The sequence below is a fragment of the Rhizobium sp. BK491 genome, from assembly GCF_014194925.1.
Lineage (GTDB): Bacteria > Pseudomonadota > Alphaproteobacteria > Rhizobiales > Rhizobiaceae > Rhizobium.
Genome location: NZ_JACIAR010000003.1, coordinates 416462 through 439634, shown reverse-complemented (window position 1 = coordinate 439634; position 23173 = coordinate 416462). Strand labels below are relative to the sequence as shown.

The window sequence follows — 23173 nt, the reverse complement described above, 5'->3', positions numbered from 1 at the left end:
CAAGACGTGATCTGGCCAATGAGAATAGGAGAGCAAGCGGTTTTGTCATCCCTTCGATGATGCAAAAAGACATTCATCACTGTCTTTGCGGCCATTTCAGATGACCATGGTGAATGGACTGGACGAAAGCGGCAGGGATCAACCGCCCATCATGTCCAACTGCGGCTCGCCGATCTCCACTGCATGGCCGTCCGGATCGTAGAAACGGAATACGCGCTGCCCCCATTCCTGCCTCTCGATCGGATGAATGAGATCGACATGCGGTGCTATGGCTTCGAATGCCGCATCGACGTCCTCATGTTCGAAATAGAGAAGGATGTTCCGCCGCCCGTAGGGCCCGGATGCTTCGCCGTTCGCGCCCCAGACCGTTTTCTCCAGCGCCTTTCCGTCATGGATCGCAAAGCCGGTCTCGAACAGCACGAAGTTGCCGAAGTCGTGCAGGATCCTGAGGCCCAGCAGATCGCCATAGAACGCCTACGAGCGTCCGATATCGCTGACAAAGGGGATTGGATTTACGAAACGCATCGCCAGAACCCGATTGGATTAGAAAATGGGACAGGAAGAAACAACCTTTAAACTGCTTTGCTATATCCCGGAACCGGATGCCGATATCCGGCACATGATTTTCCATTCGCCGCATAATCGGAGGCCATCCATGGCAGAAGCCGCACGAACCATGATCGTTATGGATTCAGGAACATCCCGCTTTCAATTGCGTGCCGGCGCATTGATCCGCTCCAACGACCATATCCTCATTCACCGTGCGCTTACGGACAACTTCTGGTCCTTGCCCGGTGGGCGGGTGGAATTTCACGAAGCGGGGGCCGAAACGCTTGCCCGCGAGATCGAAGAGGAAATCGGCTGCAAGGCCACGGTTGGCCCCCTGCGCTTCATCATCGAGAATTTCTTCGAATTTGCCGGGCGACGCGTTCACGAAGTCGGTTTTTATTATGAAGCGGAACTGCTGCAGTCACTTCCGTTTCACGAGACGGACATCGTGCATCGGGCGCAGGACGGCGGCGTCGAACTCGAATTTCGCTGGGCGCCCGCCACGCTGGTCGGGCTCGACCGGTTCGATCTGGTGCCAGCTCCCATACGCAACCTCGTCGTCACCAATCCCGCCGGCATTCAGCATTTTGTGAAGCGCAACGCGGCCTGACTCCCACCGTTCGCATCAATTGCAACAGCAATAGAATAGCTTCATAAACGCTCCGGCATCTTTGCCGGGTTTCCGACAGGCTCGAATTATCAGGTCATCATCCAATGTCGCGCATCGCCATCTTGGGAAATGCAGGAGGCGGAAAATCCACCCTCGCTCGCAAATTGGGCGAGCGCCACGCAATTCCCCATTTCGAGATCGACAGGCTGCTCTGGCAGGAAGGCTGGGTTCCGGCACCGCTTGAAACTTATGTCGAGCAGCATAAACGGATCCTATCCGGTGAGAATTGGGTCATCGATGGCCTGGGGCACAAAAATTCGATCTCGATGCGGATAGATCGCGCGACCGAGATCATCCTCATAGATATGCCGCTCTGGATGCATTTCTGGCTCGCAGCCGAGCGCCAGATCGCCTGGCAGTCAGGTAAACTCGACCATACACCGGGCGGACTATCGGCCATGCCGCCGACGCGAGATCTGTTTCGGACCATCTGGGAAATCGAACAGGACTGGATGCCGGACATACGCCGCCTGTGCATCGAAGCGCAGGCAGCCGGCAAGACGCTAATACGAATAGGCAGCGTCGATGAGTTGGATACGTTTATGCAGAAATTGAGGTGAACTGCGGACTCAATGACTATTCATGTAAGCCGCAGTCGCGAGAACGGCGGCTGTAAAAACCATTCCAAAAGATCAGCGATCTTTGAGATTATCTTCTTTGCCTTAGTAACGAAGGGCTTCTAGCCTCGTCTTAACCCATAAGGGCGATTTGCGTCATCACGGCTCGGACACGGCAGGCGATGGCATCACGACCCGAGAACAAAGACGAGCTTGAAAGAGGAAACCTCATTGACCTCCCATACCGCGCCGACCGGCTCCGATACATCACTGCCCACGCTCGATCTCCAGCGCTTCTACGCCTCGTCCTCGGAACGCCGGGCATTCGTCGCGGAGCTTCGCAAAGTGCTCTACGACCATGGTTTCTTCTATCTGACCGGCCATGGCGTCGACCCCAAACTCATTGCCGATGTCGTTGCGACGGCGAAGCGTTTCTTTGCATTGCCGCTTGAAGAAAAGCTCAAGATTGAAATGGTGAAGTCGCCCCACTTCCGTGGCTACAACCGCGCCGGACAAGAACGTACCCGCGGCGAACAGGATTGGCGCGAGCAGCTCGACATCAACACCGAAAGCGCACCCTTCGAGATCGGCCCTGATACGCCGGCATGGCGGCGGCTGCAGGGGCCGAACCAGTGGCCGGAAGCTTTGCCGGAACTCAAGCCGCTGCTGCTTGCCTATCAGGCAGAGGTGACGCGCATTGGCATCGATATTCTGAAGGCGATCGCAGCGGCTATCGGCCAAGCGGAAAACGTTTTTGCCGACATCTATGAGCCGCAGGCCTCGCAGCTTCTGAAGATCATCCGCTATCCCGGCCGCGATGTCGCCGAAACGGATCAGGGCGTCGGCGCTCACAAGGATGGCGGCTTCGTCACCGTGCTGTTGCAGGACACCGTGCCCGGTCTGCGGGTGCGCACGGAAGACGGCGTCTGGATCGATGCGCCACCGGTTCCGGGCACCTTCGTCATCAATACCGGCGAATTGCTCGAGCTTGCGACAAACGGCTTCGTGCGCGCCGATGTGCATGACGTCGTCGCACCGCCTGCCGCTGTCGAGCGCTTCTCCGTCGCCTTCTTTCTTGGCTCCCGGCCTGATGCGACGATCCCCGTCATCGAACTGCCGGAAGAGTTGAAGCGATCGGAGCGCGGCATCTCGCTTGATCCCCTGAACCCGATCTTCCGCGAAGTCGGCCAGAACCAGCTGAAGAGCCGACTACGCTCCCATCCGGATGTGGCCCGCGCTCACTATGCCGATCTCTTGGCATCGGAACAGTCGGTTTAGGCCGGATCCATCAAGATCGAGGTGAGGTCGCTATATCGGCCACCTCCTCTCGAAGCTAGTTCCTAGTGCTGGCTATCGGGCACGATGACCCGCATGCCGTCGACGACACTGCTTGCGAGGATTTGACAGCTCAAGCGGCTGTTCGGCATCGGCTCCATCACGAATTCGATCATCATCGCTTCCTCCTCGGAAGGCGATGGCAGACGATCGAGATGAGGCTGCTCGATGTAGCAGTGACAAGTGCCGCAGGCCAAGGCGCCGCCGCATTGCGCCACGATGCCGTCGATGCCGCTCCTGACGGCGATGGCCATCAGCGTCTCGCCCTCCTGTGCCTGGACGCGCGTCTCGCGGCCGGCGGAATCGATGAACACGATTTCACACATTGCATTCTCCATATTTTCGGCAAATCCGCTCATGCGGCGATGAGGCGAATGTCCAGGCGTTTCGGTCCGCGCACCGACAGCCCGCGCTTGTAGGCGGGATTGTCGTCCAGCAGTTCGATCGAGCGAGTGCGCTGCAGAAGCGTCGAGAAAATGATCTCCATATCCAGCCGGGCCAGATGATTGCCCAGACAGAAATGCGCGCCGCCGCCAAACGCCAGATGGCGATTGGGCGTGCGCCCGACGTCGAACTCGTCGGGCGACTCGAATTGTTCGGGATCGCGATTGGCCGCGCCATAGAGCAGACCGATCTTCGTACCCTTTGGCAACAGCTTGCCGGCAATCGTCCTTTCCTCGGTCAGATAGCGATGGAAGAATGGCAGCGGCGACTCGAAACGGAACATTTCCTGAATGGCGGTCGACATCACCGTCGGCGCTTCACGCAACATCTTCAAAGCATGGGGATATTGCAGCAAAGCATGCATGCCGCTGCCCAGCACATCGATCGTCGAGCCATGCCCGGCCATGAGGATCAGCATGCAAGTGGAAACGAGTTCGTCTTCGGTAAGCTCTCCGGCGGCATGCGCCTCGGTCAGCCGACAGAGAAGATCGTCGCGCGGCGTGCTTAAGCGCTCGGTAATGAGTTCCTTGAGAAGTTCGTAAAACTCCGTCGTGGCACGTTCGGCAATCGCCTTGCGCTCCGCGCTGCGATCGACGTCGAAATATTGCACGACGTCTTCCGACCACTTGCGCAGTTGGCCGGCATATTCCTCCGGCACGCCCAGCACCGAACCGATAATGTGGCCCGGAACCTGCGAAGCAAGATCCTCGACGAAATCGATCGTACCTGCCTGCAGGAGACGGTCGAGCAGACGGTCCACGAAATCCTGTATCATGCCGCGCTGGCGCGCGACGAGCGCAGGCGTAAATTCACGAAATACCTTGCGGCGCAGACGGTCGTGGGTTTCGCCATCGGAATCCAGCAGGCTGAATTGCACGAAACGGGAATGGTTCGGCATGTCATGCCAGTTCTGCCGAACCTTCTGCTCCCGTATTTCCTCCGGTGAGAGAAAGAATTCGAGAGATCGCACGAGCGTCTTGTCGGCGGCAGCGGCAGCCACATCCTGATAGCGCGACAGCAGCCATATGTCGAACTGCTCATAGTAGACCGGACCCGGGCTGGCGCGCAGCACGCGGTAAGACGCATAGGGATCGTCCGTAAACGCCTGCGAGAGCGGATCGAATGCTGGAGTTGCCATCGGCATGATGAGGACCTCATCCAATCTGGTTCATCGGCCATAGAATACAGCGTCAAACGACGAAAGGACATGGATGCGAGCCGCAGCCATATGGATAAAACTCTCATTCCGAAATAGAATTAAGTCGCTATGACCCATGAAGCGATTTTACCAGAGACCCTCCCTCTCGACGACGTCTTCTTTCAGACTCCGGGCAAGTTGTCTCGGGCGTTCCCTTACACGCTTCTCGCCGCCGGGCGCCGGGTTTGCACGCCTGCTGAAATGCCGATCGCCCATCGCTTCAACCATCACACCCTGATCCTTACTCTCAGTGGAAAAGGCCTGCTGCAGGTCAATGAGGTTTCGAGCTTGCTGCATGAGAGGACGATCGCTTGGCTCGATTCCTCGATGCTTTATTCGCATCGCTGCGAGCCGCGCCATTCTCACTGGTCCTACCTATGGCTGGGTTTCGTCGGATATGGGCTCGATACCCTGTTCGACAGCCTTGATGTGATCGGCAATCCGATCTTCGACACGGCCAACACCCGCGATCCGAAGGCGCTGTTCGAAGGCATCCTGCGGGAAGTAGAGACGGGTAGCTTTCTTGCTGACAACAGATGCTTTGCCCTGCTGGCACAGTTGATTTCATTCCTTGTATCCGAACGCGCCGAAAGCAGCGAACTCAGCGCCTCCGTACAACGATTGCAACGGGTTATGGAATTGGTCCGCGCCGACCTGACACGCCCCTGGGCGATAGAAGATCTCGCGATCGCCGCGAATCTGAGCCAGGCGCAATTGTTCCGCCGCTTTCGCCAGAGAATGGGAACGACGCCTCTCGATTGGCTGCGCCATGAGCGTGTGAATGCCGCAAAGCCGTTGCTGGTCGTAACGGATGAGCAGATCAGCCGGATAGCCGCCCGATGCGGCTACCCCGACCCTTTTCACTTTGCCCGCGACTTCAAGAAGCTGGTCGGCGTCACTCCCAGCGAGTTCAGGCGGCAAGGGCAAAGCGCGAGGCCATAGAGGCATGAGAGATCAAATACCGCTCGGTTTCTGAGCCAAGGACTCCTCGACATAGCTAACCCGATTGGCGCGGCGCATATGACGGGCTAAGAGTTGCGACAGCTCACACCCGCGTCTTTCCGAAACGAACGCCGCGCCCTAGCCAGGGATTGAAAAATGACGACCGAACAAAGCGTTCTGCGCATTTCCATTATCGTGACGTTCGTTCTCGCCGTCGCCGGCATTGTCTTCGGCCTTCTCTCCGGCTCCTACGCAATCGTCTTCGATGGCATCTACGCACTGACGGATGCGAGCATGACGATCGTTGCGCTGGTCGTTTCCAATCTGATCATATCTTCGGCGACAAACACAACCGCCGCCGGCAAATTCGCCAAGCATTTCACCATGGGTTTCTGGCATCTCGAGCCCATGGTGCTCGGCCTCAACGGTGTGCTGCTGACGGGAGCAGCCGTCTATGCCTTGATCAACGCCGTCGGCAGCATCATGAGCGGCGGACGGCATCTTTCTTTCGATCAGGCCATCATCTATGCCGTCCTGACCATGCTCATCGCCTTCTTGATGGCCGCCTATGCCACGCGAGCGAACAAGACCATCGGATCCAACTTCATTGCACTGGATGCCAAGGCCTGGGTGATGACCGGCAGCCTCAGCGCCGCATTGCTCCTCGCCTTCATCTTCGGCTTCTTCATCCAAGGAACGAAGCTGCAGTGGATGTCGCCCTATGTCGATCCGGTCGCCCTGGCTCTCGTCTGCCTCATCGTCATTCCCATGCCGGTCGGAACGATCAAGCAGGCATTTGCCGATATCCTGCTCGTGACGCCCGCGGATCTGCGGGACCATGTCGACCGCGTAGCGGCTGAGATCGTTCAACGCTACAATTTCCTGTCCTACCGCTCCTATGTCGCGCGCGTCGGCCGCGGCAGGCAGATCGAGCTTTACTTCATCGTGCCGCCGGATGGACCAGCGAAGAAGCTGGAGGAATGGGACCATATCCGTGACGAGATCGGCGAAGCGATCGATGGCGAAGGCCCGGACCGCTGGCTGACGATTGCATTTACGACCGATCCGGAATGGGCCGATTAAGCGCCGCCGCACCCGCCAGTCGACCGATACTACAGAGCGAAGATCGACGAAGCCGCGATGCACAAAATGCCGAGGCAATTTGGCAAGAGCACCCGCTGAAAAGATCAGGCGCTCTCAGTATCAGCTCGCGAAAGAGGAGCGGCCGCTGTCTGCTTGCTCCGTGGAGAGCGAAGCGCGAGGCCCTGAACGCGGCTCGTAAGCGGCCTCTCGACATATCTGAAAAGCGCCTTGGCAAACATGGCGGCGACAAGCGTCGCAAAAACGACGAACAGTCCGAGAGGAAGCCCTGCCCCGATCACCTTCTCCCATATCGCGCGCAGCGGCCGTAGGATGAAGGGATGGACAAGGTAGAGACTATAGGAGGCGTCCCCGAGCGCGACACCCCAAAGGACGGGCCGCCTTTGAGGCAGGACTGGGCCGATCGCAGCCGCCAGAACGAACAAAGCCGCAGGCACACCGCTTCGCAGGAATTGCGGCAGGTCCGCATCGTTCCAAAGAGTCGAGACATGCACGAAGCCAAAGAGCCCGATGGCAGCCAGCCCAAGTGCCCAGCCGCCGCCGATCCTTGCTCCACTGCGGAAAATCAGCGCGACATAAACTCCGAAGAGGAACTCCAGAATGATCGGGTTCGTCCAGAACACTATCTGCACATGCTGGGGATCGATGAGCCTTCCGACGAGCGCCATTCCGACCATGAGAACCGACAGCCATAAGACGCCCAATCGTATCGGCAGCAGAAGTGCCGCGGCGAAAAAGACGTAAAACAGCATCTCGTAGTTCAACGTCCAGCCGAGGGCGAGCACCGGCCTAATCTCATCGACGCCGCGCCCGGATGGAATGAAGAAATAGGATGCCAGGACATGGGATAGGGAACCGATAGGAACGGCAAGAAGCGAGGGGGCTGCAAGCGCGCCAAGCAACATGACGCTCGTCAGCAGCCAATAAAGCGGGATCACACGTGCGCAGCGCCGCAGGAAGAAGCGGAGCGAAGCGCCGCTCTTGCCGAATTCCGACGCGGTCGTGTGGGTCATGATGAAGCCGGAGAGGACGAAGAATATATCGACGCCGAAACCGAGATTCCATGCGGAGCCATCGACCACTGCACGTCCTGTTGCTGCCGCCAGCATGCCCGTCTCGTGCAAGCCATGGGCAACAACCACGGAAGAGGCGGCGAGCGCACGCAATACCTGGAGATTCACGAGCGTGTGGGTGGATTTGCTGGCAGCTCGGCCCGCATCCTCACTCTCAAGTATTTTTCTATAAAACCTCACCGGAAATCTCGGCAAATATCGTCTTGGATCCCGCATTTTCTATCCAAAACGATATAACAACTCGTCGCCGCCTGCATAATTGCGCAGCGCTGCTTTAAATTATAGTTATTCTTCAGTTAAGCTTGCAGACGCTGGCGCCGGTGCCGAACCAGCCATGTTTCCTGACCTTACCCGATCCTCCCGGAAGAAGGGGGCGTCGATGCTATTGGTTGTGCCTTTAGAGAGGCTTGATCGTAAATCATTTGCTGACCAACCCTCAGGCCGGTCGCGCAACGCGATCGGCAACCCGATCCGAGGGAAACGACATTCTCAAGCAGGCACCTTTGGAGCCGGCATTAATTACCGCGATGCTGCCGCCATGGATCTGCATAATCTCCTGAACCAGATTGAGTCCCAGTCCGGCGCCACGGCCATCAGGTGAGAGGCGATTGAACGGTTCAAAAATATGCTCATGTTCGTCCCTCGCAATGCCGTTGCCCTCGTCACAGACTTCGATGGAGCCGCCTTTGGCGACACGCACGGTAATCGTTCCTTGGCGTCCACCATGGTCTATGGCGTTTTGAACTAGATTCGTCAGTGCTCGTTCCAATGATGTCTGATCGCCCGTCACTACTATCTCATCGCATTCCCGCTCGAAGGCGACCTCATAACCGGCACCAAGTGCCAGCGGGCCAAGGTCGAACAGCACTTGCTTGGCCATCGCGACCAGATTCACCGGCAGGAAATGGTTCCGCTTCTGGTCGAGGCGCTGGAGGTCGAGAAGTTGACCGGCGAGTGTCGTCAGCCGGGCCGCGTCTTCCAGTAGGTCGCGTTTGTCAGTGCCGGCGGGGAGTGCGGAAACACGCGCGTTCAGGATGGCAATTGGCGTTCGCAGTTCATGGGCTGCCTGGGCTAGAAAATGCTGATGACGCTCGTAGCCCGCATCAAGGCGGCGTAGCGCATCGTTGACCGCACAGACAAGTCCGCTGATTTCGATGGGCACATCGCTCTCCTGCAGCCGGACGCCACGCTTGTCGAATTCGATGTGGATGGCTTGCGCTGCAGTCCGAGCTAGACCGGTGAGCGCCCGGCGGACCACCAGTGGAGTGGCCAGCGACGTCGCTAGCGCCATCAACACGATGATTGGCAGTATCACCAAGATGAACCCGCCTGAAATACCCTTTGCAAGCCGCCGCGCGGACATCCTCCCTTTCGTACCCGTCAGAATCTGGACCCTCCCGGCAGGGCTTTCGACCCATTTGATCACCGCATCAGGTTTTCCGGCCAATTCCGGCCGGTCGCTCAGCCGGGCGTCGCTGAGTTGGCCGAGCACTGCGACCAGCGGTAAATAGGCGATAGGAATGTTGCCTGCTTGCAGCCGGTGCCCCTCCGGGTCGCGGATCGTGAACCACAGATCCGGTGCGTTGGCGCGAAGATGAACGAGATCCGGCGTTTCTCGCAGCACCAATCCACCAGCTGCGTCGCGCTCTGTCGCTTCGGCCAACACATCGAGGCTGCCGCCTTCATAGTCGTTAATCAGGTAGCCGGTACTCCAGACCGTTGCAATAACCATGAGAAGGACAACCGCAATCATGCCCGCCTGCAGTGTCACCAGCCTGCTGACGAGCAACCATTTCAGCGAAGGCTGTCGCATCATGCCGTCTCGCGAATGAGATAGCCGACGCCGCGGATGCCGTCGATGGTGATGCCGGCCTGTGCATCGGCGAGTTTGCGACGAACGCGTGAAATATGGGTATCAAGTGCATTTGACTCGATTTCGTCGTTCATGCCGAAGACGGCTTCCATCAAAGTTTCCCGCAGTACCATGCGACCCATACGCCGCATCAGCGCTTCAAGCACCAGCAATTCCCGGCGCGGCATGCGCAGGTGGGCGCCTTGTACATTTGCTTCACGATGGACGAAATCGAATGACATGCGACCGAGACTGATGATGTCGGGTTGCAGATGAACTGGACGGCGCAAGATTGCCCGCAAACGGGCCAGAAGCTCGTCGAAGGCAAAGGGTTTGCCGAGATAGTCGTCCGCGCCGCTGTCCAGTCCGGCGATCCGGTCAGCCAGGTCACTCTTCGCGGTCAGCACCAGTACAGGCACGACGTTGCCCCTGACGCGCAGCAACTTGACCAGCGAAAGGCCATCTCCATCCGGCAGCCGACGGTCCAGCACAACGACGTCATAGATATCGCCGTGAAGGGCGGCTTCTGCCTCCGACAGGCTCGCTACGTCGTCCACAACCATGCCATGGCGAACCAACCCGTTGCGCAGAACAAGAGCCATTGGGCGCTCGTCTTCGACCAAAAGCACACGCATTCAATAAACTCCATCCTCGCCGCATCGATAGGGCAAATGCTAGCATCGTTGCGTTGAGATAACCTTGCAAAGATCGCCCTCGTTTCCGGCGTTGAAAAGCACGTGCGGTTTTTTTGAAGTCCATCAACATGACAGGTTCTCTCAATCTGGGTGTGTAAGACCTCGCTTGCTCATCTCCAGAGGACGAACCAATGCTCGTTATCCCTAACCGCCTAGCGGCCGGTCGTCATTCCCCAATCGAGGACGTTCGTCATGTATATCACTAATGCCACCTCGTTCCTTCTTGCCTGGCTTCGTGACCCGCGCGCCATTTCGGCGATTACCCCATCAGGCCGGCGCATCTCGGCTTTAATAACCCAAGGTATTGGGACAACCACCGGCCCGGTTATGGAACTGGGGCCTGGCACCGGCTCTTTCACTTATTCGCTCCTAGAGCGCGGCGTGCGTGAGAGCGATCTCACGTTAGTTGAGCTTAACGCCGATTTTGCCGAACTTTTGCAAAAGCGCTTCCCCAAGGCGCGCGCGCTTCGTTTGGACGCAACGCGGATCGGCATGACGGATCTGTTTAAAGGCACCTCATTCGGTGCGGTCGTCAGCGGATTGGGTTTTCGTGCCATGCGGTCGCGCGAAATCCGCGCTATTCTGGGCGAGGCCTTCAAAAATCTCAGACCCGGTGGCGCATTTCATCAGATTACCTACGGCCGACACTGTCCAGTTCCGGATCAGGTTCTGGGTCACTTGAAACTCAGGGAAGCACGCATCGGCGGAACGATCTGGAACCTGCCGCCGGCTTCCGTCTACCGGATCTCCAGGGCGGCGGATTGCAAAGTCCCGAAACATCCCGAGCCGACTGGGTTGCAACCCGCGTGACGGCTCAGGAACTGGTGACGCTAGCTCCCGGCACCGTCACGCTATTCACGAGCTTTGGCCTGGCTGGCATTTTCTGTCTCGCCGTCATGGAGAAATTTGTCCCACTTTTTCCATCCTATATCCTTCTCATGCTTCTCGGCTTGACGATGCCGGACCTTCTTGCGCTTGCCTTGTCCATTGGCGCGGTGACGGCTGGTTCCGTCATTGGCGGGCTTGGCTGGTATGGTATTGGTTGGCTATTCGGGCCGCGAAGAGTGCGTCGGGTTGTGGCTCGCTATGGCGGATACCTGTTGCTAAAGCTATCCTTCTACGATCGGCTGGCCGGTACCTACCGCCGCAACCATTTCTGGGTAACGCTGTCTGGTCAGATCATTCCCGCGGTCAGGATCTATCTGGCGCTGCCGGCGGGCGCTTTGCGGCTTGACCCTAGAACCTTCCTGGCGGCGACCTCGCTGGGATGCTTGATGTGGAATGGGCCCTTCCTGTGTCTCGGCTATGCCCTGCGCAGCAGCGGAAGAGACGTAACACAGATCGGCTTGTGGGCCGCCATGGCGATCATTGCGGCTGAGGGAGTAGCCTTGTTCGTCGTGAGCGTCAGGAGCAGGACTGTGAAAGGCCGAACGCGGACGGGCTTGCCGCCCTGACCGACTGATATTCCCTTAGCGCTAGATGATTTTCGGTCGAACGATCCAAAATCTGAATCCGCTATGGGAATCGAACAGATGGAGCATGATATCCTCTGGAAGCGTTTACACTTTCGGCCTCATGCTCCAGGCACTTTGGGCAGTGGCTAAAATTACATGCGCTTGAATTTTGGCCGCAACTTCGCCACTACCATGTCTTGCTTCGATCGCGGCGGCTGCATAGTCGGTCGCGGCCTGCAGCTTCCCCGCTTCCCTGGCCTCGATCTCGTTGCGAAGCAGGGTTCCCTGACAATAGGCGATGGCCGGAATGCGCGGTGAGGACGCGCGGCTCTGCTCTGCCCTCGTTTCGATCACGATTTCAGAGAAACCGGCATCCTCGAGATCGCTGCGGATCCGGTCCACATCGTGATAGCCATGCGGCGTGCGCGCCAAAAAACGTGGCGGATCGTTCGGGAAAATCCGTGCCAGCGCCTTCGTCACGTCGTCGGCGAAAACATTGTCCTCGATGCGATCCCATACGTTGAACAGGAAATGTCCGCCTGATTTCAGAACGCGCTTTGCCTCGCGATAGGCCGAGATGCGATCGGGGAAGAACATCGCGCCGAACTGGCAGACGACGAGATCGAAGGCCGCATTTTCGAAGGGCAGCGCCATGGCATCCGCTTGTCGCCAAGTGATGCGCCCGTCCGGCTGATGTCGCGAAGCGGCATAATCTAGCATCGGCTGGTTGAGGTCGGTGACGACGTAGCTTGCATGGGAGGATAGTTTCGGCGCCAAGGCGCGAGTGACAACTCCGGTGCCTGCGGCAATTTCCAACACTGTGCGCGGCTTGAGAGATCCGGCGCGTTGTGCAATGTCTGCCGCATAAGGCTCGAAAATCAACGGCACCATATAGCGGTCGTAATTTTCCGGAATCGAGCCGGCGAATATCTTGTCTGCCTCCAACATCGCCATCACCCGCTGCGCACCTGATAGACCGCAATATTAGCATATCGCGACAGATGCGTCATTCAGGCTCTGAAGAGCCCCCAAATACCGGAGAGGCTATTCGATCGCGGTGATTTCCAGCTCGTCATTGCCAAGGCTCATGACGTCTCCCACCCTCTTTCCCATCAACAACCGTGCAACGGGCGACACATAGGAAATCGATCCTGCCTTAGGATCGGCTTCATCTTCGCCGACGATGCGGTACGTCTGCACGCGGCCATCGTCACGGCTGAAGGTTACCTTGCTTCCAAAGGCAACGATCTCGTTTGAGGTGGGCGTCGCAATGACTTCGGCTGTCCGCAACCTTTCCGCGAAATAACGGGCATCGCGCAAGGGAATGGCCGTCTGCCGGCGGCGCTCGTTGATATCCTCGATGGCGCTTGCCGTTTCATAGGCTTTGCGTGCCTCCTGAAGCTGAAATTCCAGAGCCTTCAACCCCGCTTCCGTGACGAGGTTCGGATGTGGAGAAATGGGCCGGTCGGGCAGCACGGTTTCAGCGGCCGTCTCAGCGCTTTCTTCCTTCATGAACGCAGTGCTCAACTTCAAACTCCATTGCGAGCTACAACCAAATCAGCCTCGTACTATAGACCAGATGGCTATGCCGGAGGAATAGAACGACCGCTGGAAAGCCATCGCGCCGAAAGAGACCCGAACCCGACATGGCTGTTGCAAGGGTCTTCAGATCGATTAATCTTCAAACCAGCTAACAATAGCTGATATCAAGTTTTTATGTTGCCTAAGGGATTTGCCGCGGCACGCAATTTCAGAGAGATCGATGGTCAGCCTCGGTGTTTTGACGACTTATACGGTGGTGGTGCTGGGCCTGATGGTCATTCCCGGGCCTGCTACATTGCTCACGCTCGCCAGAGCGGTCAGCGGCGGCAAGCGCGTGGGATTGGCAACCGGCATCGGCATCGCTGCCGGCGATCTTTTCCATACGATGATGGCGACCTTCGGGTTGTCGGCCTTGCTCGCCACGTCCGCACTGGCCTTCGAGATCGTCAAATATGCCGGCGTCATCTATCTGATCTATCTGGGGTTCAAGGCTTTTGTCGAGAAAAGCGGCAGCATCGATCTGCCGACTGCGCAGGCCATCACTCCTATGCGTGCGCTTCGCCAGGGTTTCTTCACCGAGATTCTCAACCCGAAAACAGCGCTTTTCTTCCTGGCCTTCCTGCCGCAGTTCATTCATCCGGAAAGTGGGTCCGTCATCGGGCAATTTGCGCTGCTGGGAGCGATTTTCGTCATCCTCAGCATCAGCGTCACCTCGCTTCTGGCGGTCGGCGCCGGCTCGATCGGTGGCTGGCTGCGCCGCAACCGCACGATCGGCCGATGGCAGGGAAAGGTCATCGGCACGATCTATATGGCTTTGGGTTTCAGGCTCGCGCTGCAGCAGCAGTAACCCGCCTTTGCGGCGACTACCGACAAATCAAACCGGCTGCCGCTTGACGACTGACAAGTTCATCTCCGAGCGGCTGCGAAGCCCATCGCTTCATAGAGAGCGATGGCCTGCGCATTCGTAATATAGGCATGCAGATAGGCAGTCTCACCGCGCGCCGAAATCTCGCCAGCCATGAAATGGAAGAGCAAGGCGCCGAGGCCGCGCCCCTGAAAATCGAGGTGGCTGCAGAGGCCACTAAGCTCGGCAAATCCCATCTGCCGCATGCTGGAGGATGCACCCTGCAATCTCAATGATTGCACTCACCGGACAGCTCCAGCAGCTGCGTCGTATCGCTGTCCAAAAACGCGCTAACGCCATGGTCGTATTCCGTTTGGATCCGGCACGCGGCGACAGCATCACTTTGACAGGAAGCTCTGCCGACCTGCTCCTTCGCAGCCGCGAAACGCTATCATCACTCCTATTACCTTGCGCGAACGGAATTACTTGCGGGCGATCAAGCCTCTGAAATTATTTCAGAAATATCCGTTCCTTCCTAGGCAATCCGGCCTGGAAAAGAAGTTCAGTTTATACGAATATTATTTATTTAGAAATTTACATATTAACTGAATACTAATAAACGCCTTAACTTTCCGGCCAATATTAGCTAACCATTACGCAATCGGAGGTAATGGATGTGCAAGATATTGGTACAGACTCTCAAAATTATTCAGAAAGAGCTTACTCAATCAACAATAGCGCCGAGAAATCAGACCTCAGCGAGGCAGAGGCCACCCGTGCACATCTTGTTTCCGAAAAGCAGATTTCAAATCAGGAGAGCCAAATGCAGCTGGCCGACGCGCCCGAACACGCAGCCGCCATTCCCGCTCAAGATTATCCGCTTGTGCTTCCAAGCGTGCTGATCGGCGGATTGCCCATCACCGTCGTCAATCGGCGCAATGCCGCCTCCTTCATGATCGATGTAGCGCGCCGCCGCCGCGACAGCCGGCCCTATTACTTTACATCAGCCAATGGCGAGGTCGTCGCACGCGTTCATGCCGATGCCAATATCGCCAAGCTCTTCAAGGAAGCCGATCAGATCCTGGCTGACGGCCAACCCCTCGTCATGGCCTCTCGCCTGCTCTGCCGAGTACAGCTCCCCGAGCGCGTGGCAACGACCGACCTGTTCCATGATGTTGCCGAACTGGCCGAAAAGAAGGGCGTGAGCTTCTATCTCCTGGGAGCGAGCGAGACCGCAAACCATCAGGCCGTTGCCGCCGTGCAAACCCGTTATCCCGGCCTGCGCATTGTGGGTCATTGCCACGGCTATCTTGCGGGGGAAGCTCTGGAGCAGAAACTTGATGAAATCAACGCACTTGCTCCCGACATATTATGGATCGGCCTTGGTGTTCCGCGCGAGCAGATATTCGTGCACGATTTTGCCGCACGGCTTGCCAATGTCGGCGTCATCAAGACCTCAGGCGGGCTCTTCGATCATCTGGCGGAGAAAACGAAGAGAGCGCCCATGTGGATCCAACGGGCCGGCTTCGAGTGGTTCTGGCGCATGCTGATGGAGCCCCGCCGCCTGTTCTGGCGCTACCTGACGACCAATCCTTACGCCATCTACGCGATCCTGAGGTATTCGAAATGATGAACAGGCGATATCCCGAACCGTCGGCCACCGAAACGGACACCGACATAGCCATCGTCGGTGGCGGGCTTTCCGGCACGCTTACCGCCTGCCTGCTCGGCCGAGCGGGATATCGGGTGACGCTCATTGACCGTCATCGTGTCTTTCCGCAGGAGTTCCGCGTTGAGAAAATCGGTCGTGGAGAGATCGAAAAACTCGAGCAGCTTCAATTGCTCGCCCCCTTGTTCAAGGTTGCTGCGCCCTTCGACGACATCGTCAATCTGCACAGGGGGCGCATATTGGATCGGACACACGGCCAGCATTACGGCTTTTTCTACAACAGACTCGTTGGCGCGATGCGCGCGGCATTACCGGAGACGGTGAATTTCGTCGTCGGTCAAGTCACCGGCTTGCGGACGAGCGCCAAGCAGCAGCGGATTTCAATTCTCGGCAAGGATGAACTGACTGCTCGCCTATTGGTGCTCGCAACCGGCATGGGGGATATGCTCCACCGGGATCTTGGCATTTCGCACAAATCGATCGGCGAGAGGCGCCCTCTTGCATTCGGCTTCAACATTCGTCCGCTGCAATCCAATAGATTTCGCCATACAGCCCTGCGCTATCATGGAGACGGTGACGGCATCGATCGTCTCGATCTATTTCCGGTCGCCGATGCAACACGTGCCAATCTTTTCCTGTTTCGCGATCCACGAGATTCCTGGGTCAGGTCACTGCATGACGATCCAAAGCAGGCGCTCATCGCCGCCTTCCCATCGCTCGTCGATCATTTTGGTGACTTCGAGATTGCCAGCAGGATCGACAGCTGGCTCACCGAGATTACGCTGGCCGAGAATTGCCGACAGGACGGTGTCGTGCTCATCGGAGACGCCTATTTGACCTCCTGCCCGGCGACGGGCCTCGGCGTCAGCCGGCTTCTGACCGATGTTGAGCGCCTATGCCGCACATATGTCCCGCAATGGATGACAGAAACCGCTATCGATCATACCAGGATCGCCGCCTATTACGACGACCCGAAAAAGGCTGATATGGATATCGGTTCGGTGCAAATGGCCGATCGCCACTTCAATCTGACCGCGAAAACCGATGTCGGGTGGCGTCTGCGCCGCCAGTTCCATATCACGCGGCGACGCATCCTATACGGCATCGAAAGCATAAGTCCTGCTCTCGCCGCAAAGCTTCATCAGCTCAAGACGATACGCACCAGATCTACGCTGCGATCCGCCGTGCTGGACTCTAAACCCGCGGCATAGCTGGGGCGACAAGCAAGAAACACTGCTTCGAGAAATATTCACTAATAGAAATAGTGTATGTTTCCGAAATGTGAAAAACGCGACGCTACATTGATAATATTACGGAGTTTATCATGGCAGTTTTAGGCGCATTTCCTCCCGGACTTACTTGCCGATCAATCGAGGAGAGCGATTGGGATGGTATCATCGATTGTCTCCGCAGAAATTTTCCGACGCGCGATCGAAGCTATTGGGAGCGCGCCGTCATACGGATGGAAAAACGGCCTTTCGTGCCCGATCTGCCGAAATACGGCTTCGTTCTGGACATGTCCGGACGCATCGTCGGTGTCCTGCTGGCGCTTTATTTCCGGCATGAAGGACTGGAAGGAGAAGAGCTCCGCTGCAATCTGTCGAGCTGGTCCGTCGATCCGGAATACCGCGCTTTCGCCGGCAAGATGGTTATCGCGGCGCTCAGACGAAAGAATGTCACCTACATCAACGTTTCGCCGGCGCCGGGAACGATAAAGGTCAATGAAGCGCTCGGCTTTCGCCGCTATGCGGACGGGCAACTGGCGTTCCTGCCGATACTGAGTGCTGTGAGGCAGCCTTATCGGGTGCTCGAAGCAAGTCCCGGCCTTGCCGAAATGTCGATGCTCTCGGAGGGCGATAGGGAGATTCTTCTCCAGCATGCGGCACTCGGATGCCTGTCGTTGATTTGTGTCGATGGCGACAAAGCCTTTCCCTTCGTTTTCAAGACACGCCGCATCTTCCATGGCATTGTCCCGAGTGCCCAGGTGATTTACAGCCGCACGCCCCAGGAGCTCAGCCGGTGTGCCGGCGCACTTGGTCGCCATCTCCTGCGAAAAGGCATATTTCTCTGCGTCGTCGACGCGAACGGGCCGGTGTCCGGTCTCGTCGGACGTTACTTTGCCGGAAGCGGAACGAAATATTTCAAAGGTCCGAAACCGCCCTCGCTTGGTGACCTGACATTCACGGAGCTCGTCATCTTCGGCTCCTGATTCTTGATAAAGAGCCGAAGTCGGTTTTTTTGCAGCTTCCGCAAAGGACTGTGCACAGTCCAATCGGGCTATTCCTTCCACCGAATGAATGGCGCCATGCAAGCAAGACAGAAGATCAACAGGCTCAAAGCGAGGGCGACGACATATGCTCGCCCGGCTGGCTGCACATGCCTCGCGAAATACCGAGCAAGCGCCATCGCGTTCCAAAGGAAACACCGACAAGCAGAAGACAGAAGCCGAGGGCGAGCGGTGAGAAGAATGCCTCTTCCTGCAATACCGCATTGGACGCAATCGTGATGATCGCGACGAAGGCAAAGAGGAAATCCGGCTCACCGGTGGCGAGCAGCTGCCTGCGGGCAGACAGCGCCAATGCGGCAAGAAAGCCGAAGAAGACGAAACTGCCCATGCCCATCTGGTAGAGCATGACGCCAACAGCGCTTTCAACCGGGACGGAGGCGACGCCCTCGTCCTGCGCCCGGTCCCAATCCAGATTGAGGCTCGTACTCGAAAGATTGCCGCCGATCCCCAGGCCCTGCCCGAACGGATTGTGCAGGAATTCGCGAACGCCTGCGATCAGGCCGAGAACATGGTAGTCGCCGTGGGTGGCGCCGAAGAGGATGGCAGCGACCGTCCAGACGACCGCAAGCGCGACGACGGCAAGCAGCGTCAGTTCCGCGCGCGATGGGCGATAGATCAGCCGGGCGCCGATCGCGACAAGCAGCATGAATGTCGCGCCTTTGGAGCCGATGACGAGCAATAGCGGCAAGGCCGCAATCGGCAGCAGCCAGCGCCCCTTGAAGAGGAGCCAGGCAGACATGATGCTCAAGCCGTAGGCATAGCTGATCGGGTGAAAATTCGGGCCGCCATTGCGAAAGATCGGCGGAAACAGGTCGCTGAACAGCTTGATATTGAAAAAGGTCGTCATCATCGTGTCTTCGATACCCCGAAGCACGAAACCGGTCTCCTTCAGCTTCTTTTCCCATACACCGGCCTCGATCTGAGCCTTCAGACCACGGTGAATATAGAGATCGCCATGAAACAGGCTCAGGAAATCCATCCGGAAAATCTGTTCCAGATAACCGTAGATGATGGCAACGGCGCAGAGCCAAAAGATGCCCTTGCGCAGATCAACGGGATAGAGGCTGGCTGCGAGAATGGCGATGTGGAAACATGCAAGTGGGGTGATCGTATTGCGGAAATAGATGACGGCATCCTTCGGCCCGCCATGAACAGCGCCGAGCGCAAGATAAAAACTCACTATACCGCAGAGCATGAAGCTAAATGTCAGCCATGGCCGCAATTCGGTCAGAGCCCTCACCCGATACTGGAAAGAAGCCATCGCGAAGGCGCCGAATGCAGTCATGAGAATGACGAAATTGGCACCGCGCAGCGCATCGAACGTATTGTGATCGGGCACGAAAGGCGTGAACCAGGCGACCACGAGATTTTGATAGAGAAAAGAGCAGGCAATGACGAGCGGGATGCAGCCAGGTTGAGCAATCGACAAAACCAGCGTCAACGCGAATGTCGCGGCAACCCCGAACGGGGTCCAGACAGCGAAGGCAGAGACGGAAGCGACGACCGCGAGGATGGCGATGAAAAGATGGAAAAGGGCGTCCGAACGAAGTCCGCTCAGGCCTCCCGCCCCGAAGCCGGCGCGACCTCCGGTAATACTCATCGCCAATCTCCATTTATCCGCATCAGTTGCCGTTCCACATGGCCATATTCCGCCGCTTTTCAGCCGCCGTTGCTGCTATCCAGAAGTGCCGCGATCATGGCGTCATCGAAGCCCTCAATGCTGCCTCTGCTCCTGATGATGCCAAAACCTTGATCAAGCTCCCAATAGGCCCAGCCGATCTTGTTGCTCTCGGCCGCCTGCCGCACGGCCCGAACCCAGAACCGACGGCTTTCGGCATCGACGCAGAAGTTGAGGACGCCAAATTCGTTCATCATGACAGGGCAGTCATATGTCTCGGACCAGCGCCTCAACTTCATAAATTCGGCGGCGATCGCAGCCTCCGTCCAGGGTGTCGCCAATTGTTCCTCGATAAGGCTTGCCGCCTGCTCGTCCCCGGCCGCTCGCAGCTTTCCGATGCTCTGCTGTACCCGCGACGTCTCGATGGTCGCGGGAAAGGGCAAATTCGAAATCCGCGCCAACGGCGACGCATCCCAGGTCTCGCATTGATGAGTGAAGGCCGTGGGTGAATAGAAATGAATGGCAGCAATCTGATTATCGTCGGCAAGGGGCGGCGTCTCGCCTATTTCCCAGATGCCCTGAGAGGGTGACGGCCCCCAGATCAGCGTATGGTTAGGACATTTCGATCGCACGACCTCGGCGAGCCGTTGCCTTAGTTGAAGCCACGCGTCATTTCGCAGAGGCGGCTCGTTTAACAATTCTGCATAGACCGCCTCATCCGAAAGGTTCGCAAGGACGCTGCCTAGCGCCATCCATGCCTCGGCCACCCTTTGCGAACCGGCCTCGAAATCCTGACGGAGCGCCGTATGTAGACTTTCGGAAGGATGCATGTCGGCAAGGACCGAGAATCCCAGCCGATTGAGGTCGGCCACGCCAGCCTCGATGCGACGCAGGGTGGTCGTATCGCCTGCCGACAGTAGATCGCCATTGATCGGCAAACGGATCGTTTGAAAGCCCAATTGACGAAGCTTTTCGAGCACAGGCTCGCTTGGCGCCACGCCATCGCCACGATCGAACCATCCCGGCAGATTGATGCCGCATGAAGGCACGATGGGCTTGGCCGCCGCACGGGCCGCGCCGGCAGCCGGAAGAGCAGCCAGAATGGAGCCGCCTGCCAGCTTGAGAGCGCTTCGGCGTGATAGCAACGTCGATCGCAAGCTGCGCCCCACGGTCACCCCCTCGCAGAGATTCGGCTGCCCTGCTCTCCGTCGTCAGCCGATCGGATCGCTCGCACCACCTCGCCACCTTGCGTCTCTGTCTGCTCCGGTGCAATTGTCAACGTGGCGCTGCGCCCGATCTGATCGGCATCGAGGCGCTGACGAAGCAAGCTGGTGATTTCCCCCGCTTCCTCGGCCGGGCTGAGCGCAAAAAGCATGAGATCCGCTTCGGCAAAAAGCGCGGGATCCCAGCTGCCAACGATGGAAGGTCCCATTAGAAGCACGAAATCGAAGGAGCCGGCAGTGGCCAAAATGTCGTCAAGGCCGAGACCTCCCGGTGGCTTCCCATTCTCGGCAACTGGCCTGTTGTATACGACCGTTCGCAGACCGCTCGCACCGCTCACGAAGACACCGTTACCACTATGCGCCGATGCTCCCGGACCCGGCTGATCGCCAAACTCGACCACAAGTACGTTCTGTTCGGCCTGTTGCAGGCCAATGCCGACTATTGCCCCCGCCAGTCTCGCCGCAACCGGCGTATGAAGCGATGAGACCAGCAGCACGTAAGGCTTCGGATGCTCGGTCAGATGCAGAATGATGCGTCGCATGAGCTGCAACACATCCCGTGAAAAGGCTTCGTTTCCGGCCTGGAAAAAGCGTCTTCGCATCGCGCGGATGCTGAGATAGGCGCCGGAGCCGGCAAGACCAGGCAGCCGATACTCTCCAAGATTGACCGGCTCCGGTTTTACGGTCTCCTTTACGGCATGCCGAGGAGGCTCGACGCCGAGGAGGCTGCCTCTTATGGGGCTCGTCGGATCTTGCTCCGGCTGATGTTTGGGGCCGCGCACCAGGGCAAGACCACAGCCGATAATAAGGCCAAGCGCTACACTGACCGGCAAGAGCAGCAGCGGCTTGGGCCAGGTCGGCTGCACCGGCGGAGCGGCAGCGCTGATTACCCGCGCCTCCTGTAGCTGCAGGCCCTGCATCTGCGATGTTTCCTCGGCGCGCTTCAGGAAATCGTCAAGGACAGTGCGCGCCGCCTTCGTCTTCGCCTCCAGCTGCCGCAACTGCACCTGCGCGGCATTTGAGCTTTCCAGCTTCTGGCGGAGATCATCGAGCTTTGCCTGAAGTGCTGCGACGTTTTGCGCGGCGAGATCGGACTTTGCCTTCAATTCCCGCGTGATCCGCTGCGCCTCGATGGTCATGAGGCCCTGCATCCTGTCCAGTTCGGATCGCAGCCTTTTGATGATCGGATGGCGCGGCTGATACATGGCCTCGTAATTGGCGAGGTCGGCCGCCCGCTGATTGTAGTTTTCGCGGAGTTTGACCGTAGCCTCGGAAGACAGGATTTCCGAAAGCTTGGCAAGACCCGCCGGTGAGGTGCCTGCGGCAACCGCCTGGGCATATTTATCCTTGGCCTGGTCCGCCTCGCTTCGCGCGCTGATCAACTGATCCGTAAGCTTGTCGATCTGGGACTGCAGTGTGCCTCCGGCGGAAGCATCCAGAATCTGATGCGAGACCTTGAAATCTCCGACCTCCTGCTCGGCATCGCTGACGTTCTTCTGGAGATTGCCGATCCGGCTCGCAAGCAGGGAGTTTACGTCGCTGTTTGCAGTTTCTCGCTCCCCCGACAGACCGGCCCTGTAGCGATTGACAATCGCATTGGCGATCCGGGCCGCTTTGTCGGAATAGCGGGATGCAAAACTGACATCGATGACATAGGTAAGCCCGGCACGCTCCACGGTGACGGCACGCTGAAAGCTCCTGAAGATCGAATCCTTCGCGGGATGCGAAGCCAGACCGATACGCGACAGCAGACCGCCGCTTGCAAATTCGGGATCGTTTTCGATGTTTTCGCTCTCAAAGACCTTCATCAGCAGGTCGCGCGATTCAATCACGAATACCTGGCTCGCGATGGCCGCGCTGTCACTGCCGATGCCGGGCAGAACATTGTTGAGATTCGTCGCGCGCGGATCGCGTGGATCGATCATGACGGAAGCTGTCGCGGTATAGCTCGGCTTTGCCACCACAAGGTAAGCCAGCGCCAGCAGGAGCACGGCCAAAGTGCTTGCCAGCACGGTCAGCCAGCGTTGCCACAGGATGGTCCACACGGCACCGACATCGAACAGCGGCGGAAGCGAGCGCTCGTCAATGTTAAACGGCTTCATCCAGTTCCTCTCCGCGGG

At 57.9% G+C, this 23173-nt stretch carries 21 protein-coding genes and 2 pseudogenes; 11 read left to right on the top strand and 12 right to left on the bottom strand.

The annotated features are described in order from the left end of the window. Positions 1–138: 138 nt before the first annotated feature. Positions 139–525, bottom strand: a pseudogene (locus FHX05_RS16450) (VOC family protein). A gap of 130 nt (positions 526–655) precedes the next feature. Here FHX05_RS16450 and FHX05_RS16445 point away from each other — a divergent pair. The 3 genes from FHX05_RS16445 (at position 656) to FHX05_RS16435 (ending at position 3054) form a co-directional block, all read left to right on the top strand. After that, complete coding sequence (locus FHX05_RS16445; protein ID WP_183873020.1) at positions 656–1159, top strand: NUDIX domain-containing protein; 504 nt, start codon at positions 656–658, stop codon at positions 1157–1159. A gap of 104 nt (positions 1160–1263) precedes the next feature. Further along, entirely contained in the window at positions 1264–1779 is a 516-nt protein-coding gene (locus tag FHX05_RS16440; RefSeq protein WP_183873018.1) for an adenylate kinase, read from the top strand. A 228-nt stretch (positions 1780–2007) separates the two neighbouring features. Next, the gene (locus FHX05_RS16435; protein WP_183873016.1) at positions 2008–3054 is read left to right on the top strand and encodes an isopenicillin N synthase family oxygenase; all 1047 of its coding nucleotides are present in this window, start codon (positions 2008–2010) and stop codon (positions 3052–3054) included. A 62-nt stretch (positions 3055–3116) separates the two neighbouring features. Here the strand turns inward: FHX05_RS16435 and FHX05_RS16430 are convergent, their stop codons facing one another. Both FHX05_RS16430 and FHX05_RS16425 read right to left on the bottom strand, forming a co-directional pair. Further along, positions 3117–3437 (bottom strand): 2Fe-2S iron-sulfur cluster-binding protein, encoded by a 321-nt coding sequence (locus FHX05_RS16430; RefSeq protein WP_183712292.1) that lies wholly within the window; start codon positions 3435–3437, stop codon positions 3117–3119. 29 nt (positions 3438–3466) lie between these two features. Continuing rightward, positions 3467–4699: a cytochrome P450 gene (locus FHX05_RS16425; protein ID WP_183873015.1), complete on the bottom strand. Its 1233-nt coding sequence runs from the start codon at positions 4697–4699 to the stop codon at positions 3467–3469. Between the two features lie 123 nt (positions 4700–4822). Here FHX05_RS16425 and FHX05_RS16420 point away from each other — a divergent pair, with 123 nt between their 5' ends. Both FHX05_RS16420 and FHX05_RS16415 read left to right on the top strand, forming a co-directional pair. Then, the gene (locus tag FHX05_RS16420) at positions 4823–5695 is read left to right on the top strand and encodes an AraC family transcriptional regulator (protein WP_246698974.1); all 873 of its coding nucleotides are present in this window, start codon (positions 4823–4825) and stop codon (positions 5693–5695) included. A 156-nt stretch (positions 5696–5851) separates the two neighbouring features. Continuing rightward, positions 5852–6778, top strand: coding sequence for a cation transporter (locus FHX05_RS16415; protein WP_183873012.1), 927 nt, complete (start codon positions 5852–5854; stop codon positions 6776–6778). A 104-nt stretch (positions 6779–6882) separates the two neighbouring features. Here FHX05_RS16415 and FHX05_RS16410 read toward each other — a convergent pair whose 3' ends face one another. The 3 genes from FHX05_RS16410 to FHX05_RS16400 form a co-directional block, all read right to left on the bottom strand. Beyond that, positions 6883–8049: an acyltransferase gene (locus FHX05_RS16410; RefSeq protein WP_348648322.1), complete on the bottom strand. Its 1167-nt coding sequence runs from the start codon at positions 8047–8049 to the stop codon at positions 6883–6885. 256 nt (positions 8050–8305) lie between these two features. Further along, on the bottom strand, positions 8306–9682 hold the full coding sequence (locus FHX05_RS16405) for a HAMP domain-containing sensor histidine kinase (protein ID WP_112603524.1): 1377 nt from the start codon (positions 9680–9682) through the stop codon (positions 8306–8308). Continuing rightward, entirely contained in the window at positions 9682–10356 is a 675-nt protein-coding gene (locus FHX05_RS16400; RefSeq protein WP_112603324.1) for a response regulator transcription factor, read from the bottom strand. The genes FHX05_RS16405 and FHX05_RS16400 overlap by 1 nt, the downstream gene beginning before the upstream one ends. Positions 10357–10608: 252 nt before the next feature. Here FHX05_RS16400 and FHX05_RS16395 point away from each other — a divergent pair, with 252 nt between their 5' ends. Further along, the gene (locus FHX05_RS16395; RefSeq protein ID WP_183873010.1) at positions 10609–11226 is read left to right on the top strand and encodes a methyltransferase domain-containing protein; all 618 of its coding nucleotides are present in this window, start codon (positions 10609–10611) and stop codon (positions 11224–11226) included. Beyond that, on the top strand, positions 11223–11870 hold the full coding sequence (locus FHX05_RS16390) for a VTT domain-containing protein (protein ID WP_348648321.1): 648 nt from the start codon (positions 11223–11225) through the stop codon (positions 11868–11870). Before FHX05_RS16395 ends, FHX05_RS16390 begins: the two co-directional genes overlap by 4 nt. 105 nt (positions 11871–11975) lie before the next feature. Here FHX05_RS16390 and FHX05_RS16385 read toward each other — a convergent pair whose 3' ends face one another. Beyond that, the gene (locus FHX05_RS16385) at positions 11976–12818 is read right to left on the bottom strand and encodes a class I SAM-dependent methyltransferase (protein ID WP_183873008.1); all 843 of its coding nucleotides are present in this window, start codon (positions 12816–12818) and stop codon (positions 11976–11978) included. 96 nt (positions 12819–12914) lie between these two features. After that, positions 12915–13397 carry a transcription elongation factor GreA gene (gene greA, locus FHX05_RS16380; protein ID WP_183873006.1) on the bottom strand — a complete coding sequence of 161 codons (483 nt, stop codon included), beginning with the start codon at positions 13395–13397 and terminating at the stop codon, positions 12915–12917. A gap of 235 nt (positions 13398–13632) precedes the next feature. On the opposite strand from greA, the gene FHX05_RS16375 reads away from it, so the two are divergent. Then, positions 13633–14259, top strand: a complete 627-nt coding sequence (locus FHX05_RS16375; protein ID WP_183712286.1) for a LysE family translocator — start codon at positions 13633–13635, stop codon at positions 14257–14259. Positions 14260–14286: 27 nt separating this feature from the next. Here FHX05_RS16375 and FHX05_RS16370 read toward each other — a convergent pair. Next, positions 14287–14522: pseudogene (locus FHX05_RS16370) on the bottom strand (GNAT family N-acetyltransferase); the annotation flags it as partial. Between the two features lie 557 nt (positions 14523–15079). Between FHX05_RS16370 and FHX05_RS16365 the strand changes: the two are divergent. The 3 genes from FHX05_RS16365 (at position 15080) to FHX05_RS16355 (ending at position 18134) form a co-directional block, all read left to right on the top strand. Further along, a complete protein-coding gene (locus FHX05_RS16365) occupies positions 15080–15886 on the top strand; it encodes a WecB/TagA/CpsF family glycosyltransferase (protein ID WP_246698973.1) in 807 nt (268 codons plus the stop codon). Next, entirely contained in the window at positions 15883–17136 is a 1254-nt protein-coding gene (locus FHX05_RS16360) for an NAD(P)/FAD-dependent oxidoreductase (RefSeq protein WP_112603316.1), read from the top strand. The genes FHX05_RS16365 and FHX05_RS16360 overlap by 4 nt, the downstream gene beginning before the upstream one ends. 251 nt (positions 17137–17387) lie before the next feature. After that, on the top strand, positions 17388–18134 hold the full coding sequence (locus FHX05_RS16355) for a hypothetical protein (protein ID WP_183873571.1): 747 nt from the start codon (positions 17388–17390) through the stop codon (positions 18132–18134). 124 nt (positions 18135–18258) lie between these two features. Here FHX05_RS16355 and FHX05_RS16350 read toward each other — a convergent pair whose 3' ends face one another. From FHX05_RS16350 to FHX05_RS16340, 3 genes are read right to left on the bottom strand one after another with little or no spacing between them, the layout of a single operon-like run. Continuing rightward, on the bottom strand, positions 18259–19812 hold the full coding sequence (locus FHX05_RS16350; protein ID WP_183873005.1) for a hypothetical protein: 1554 nt from the start codon (positions 19810–19812) through the stop codon (positions 18259–18261). A gap of 59 nt (positions 19813–19871) precedes the next feature. Continuing rightward, entirely contained in the window at positions 19872–20999 is a 1128-nt protein-coding gene (locus FHX05_RS16345) for a cellulase family glycosylhydrolase (protein WP_183873003.1), read from the bottom strand. A 2-nt stretch (positions 21000–21001) separates the two neighbouring features. Next, positions 21002–23155 carry a GumC family protein gene (locus FHX05_RS16340; protein ID WP_183873001.1) on the bottom strand — a complete coding sequence of 718 codons (2154 nt, stop codon included), beginning with the start codon at positions 23153–23155 and terminating at the stop codon, positions 21002–21004. Positions 23156–23173 lie beyond the last annotated feature (18 nt).

Excerpts from the sequence above, each read along its gene's own strand:
- FHX05_RS16355 (WP_183873571.1), top strand. The coding sequence starts at position 17,388 with ATGGAAAAACGGCCTTTCGTGCCCGATCTGCCGAAATACGGCTTCGTT.
- FHX05_RS16440 (WP_183873018.1), top strand. The coding sequence starts at position 1,264 with ATGTCGCGCATCGCCATCTTGGGAAATGCAGGAGGCGGAAAATCCACC.
- FHX05_RS16430 (WP_183712292.1), bottom strand. The coding sequence starts at position 3,437 with ATGTGTGAAATCGTGTTCATCGATTCCGCCGGCCGCGAGACGCGCGTC.
- FHX05_RS16340 (WP_183873001.1), bottom strand. The coding sequence starts at position 23,155 with ATGAAGCCGTTTAACATTGACGAGCGCTCGCTTCCGCCGCTGTTCGAT.
- FHX05_RS16385 (WP_183873008.1), bottom strand. The coding sequence starts at position 12,818 with ATGTTGGAGGCAGACAAGATATTCGCCGGCTCGATTCCGGAAAATTAC.
- FHX05_RS16350 (WP_183873005.1), bottom strand. The coding sequence starts at position 19,812 with ATGAGTATTACCGGAGGTCGCGCCGGCTTCGGGGCGGGAGGCCTGAGC.
- FHX05_RS16395 (WP_183873010.1), top strand. The coding sequence starts at position 10,609 with ATGTATATCACTAATGCCACCTCGTTCCTTCTTGCCTGGCTTCGTGAC.
- FHX05_RS16375 (WP_183712286.1), top strand. The coding sequence starts at position 13,633 with ATGGTCAGCCTCGGTGTTTTGACGACTTATACGGTGGTGGTGCTGGGC.
- FHX05_RS16445 (WP_183873020.1), top strand. The coding sequence starts at position 656 with ATGGCAGAAGCCGCACGAACCATGATCGTTATGGATTCAGGAACATCC.
- FHX05_RS16360 (WP_112603316.1), top strand. The coding sequence starts at position 15,883 with ATGATGAACAGGCGATATCCCGAACCGTCGGCCACCGAAACGGACACC.
- FHX05_RS16405 (WP_112603524.1), bottom strand. The coding sequence starts at position 9,682 with ATGCGACAGCCTTCGCTGAAATGGTTGCTCGTCAGCAGGCTGGTGACA.
- FHX05_RS16415 (WP_183873012.1), top strand. The coding sequence starts at position 5,852 with ATGACGACCGAACAAAGCGTTCTGCGCATTTCCATTATCGTGACGTTC.
- FHX05_RS16365 (WP_246698973.1), top strand. The coding sequence starts at position 15,080 with ATGCAGCTGGCCGACGCGCCCGAACACGCAGCCGCCATTCCCGCTCAA.
- FHX05_RS16420 (WP_246698974.1), top strand. The coding sequence starts at position 4,823 with ATGACCCATGAAGCGATTTTACCAGAGACCCTCCCTCTCGACGACGTC.
- FHX05_RS16425 (WP_183873015.1), bottom strand. The coding sequence starts at position 4,699 with ATGCCGATGGCAACTCCAGCATTCGATCCGCTCTCGCAGGCGTTTACG.
- FHX05_RS16400 (WP_112603324.1), bottom strand. The coding sequence starts at position 10,356 with ATGCGTGTGCTTTTGGTCGAAGACGAGCGCCCAATGGCTCTTGTTCTG.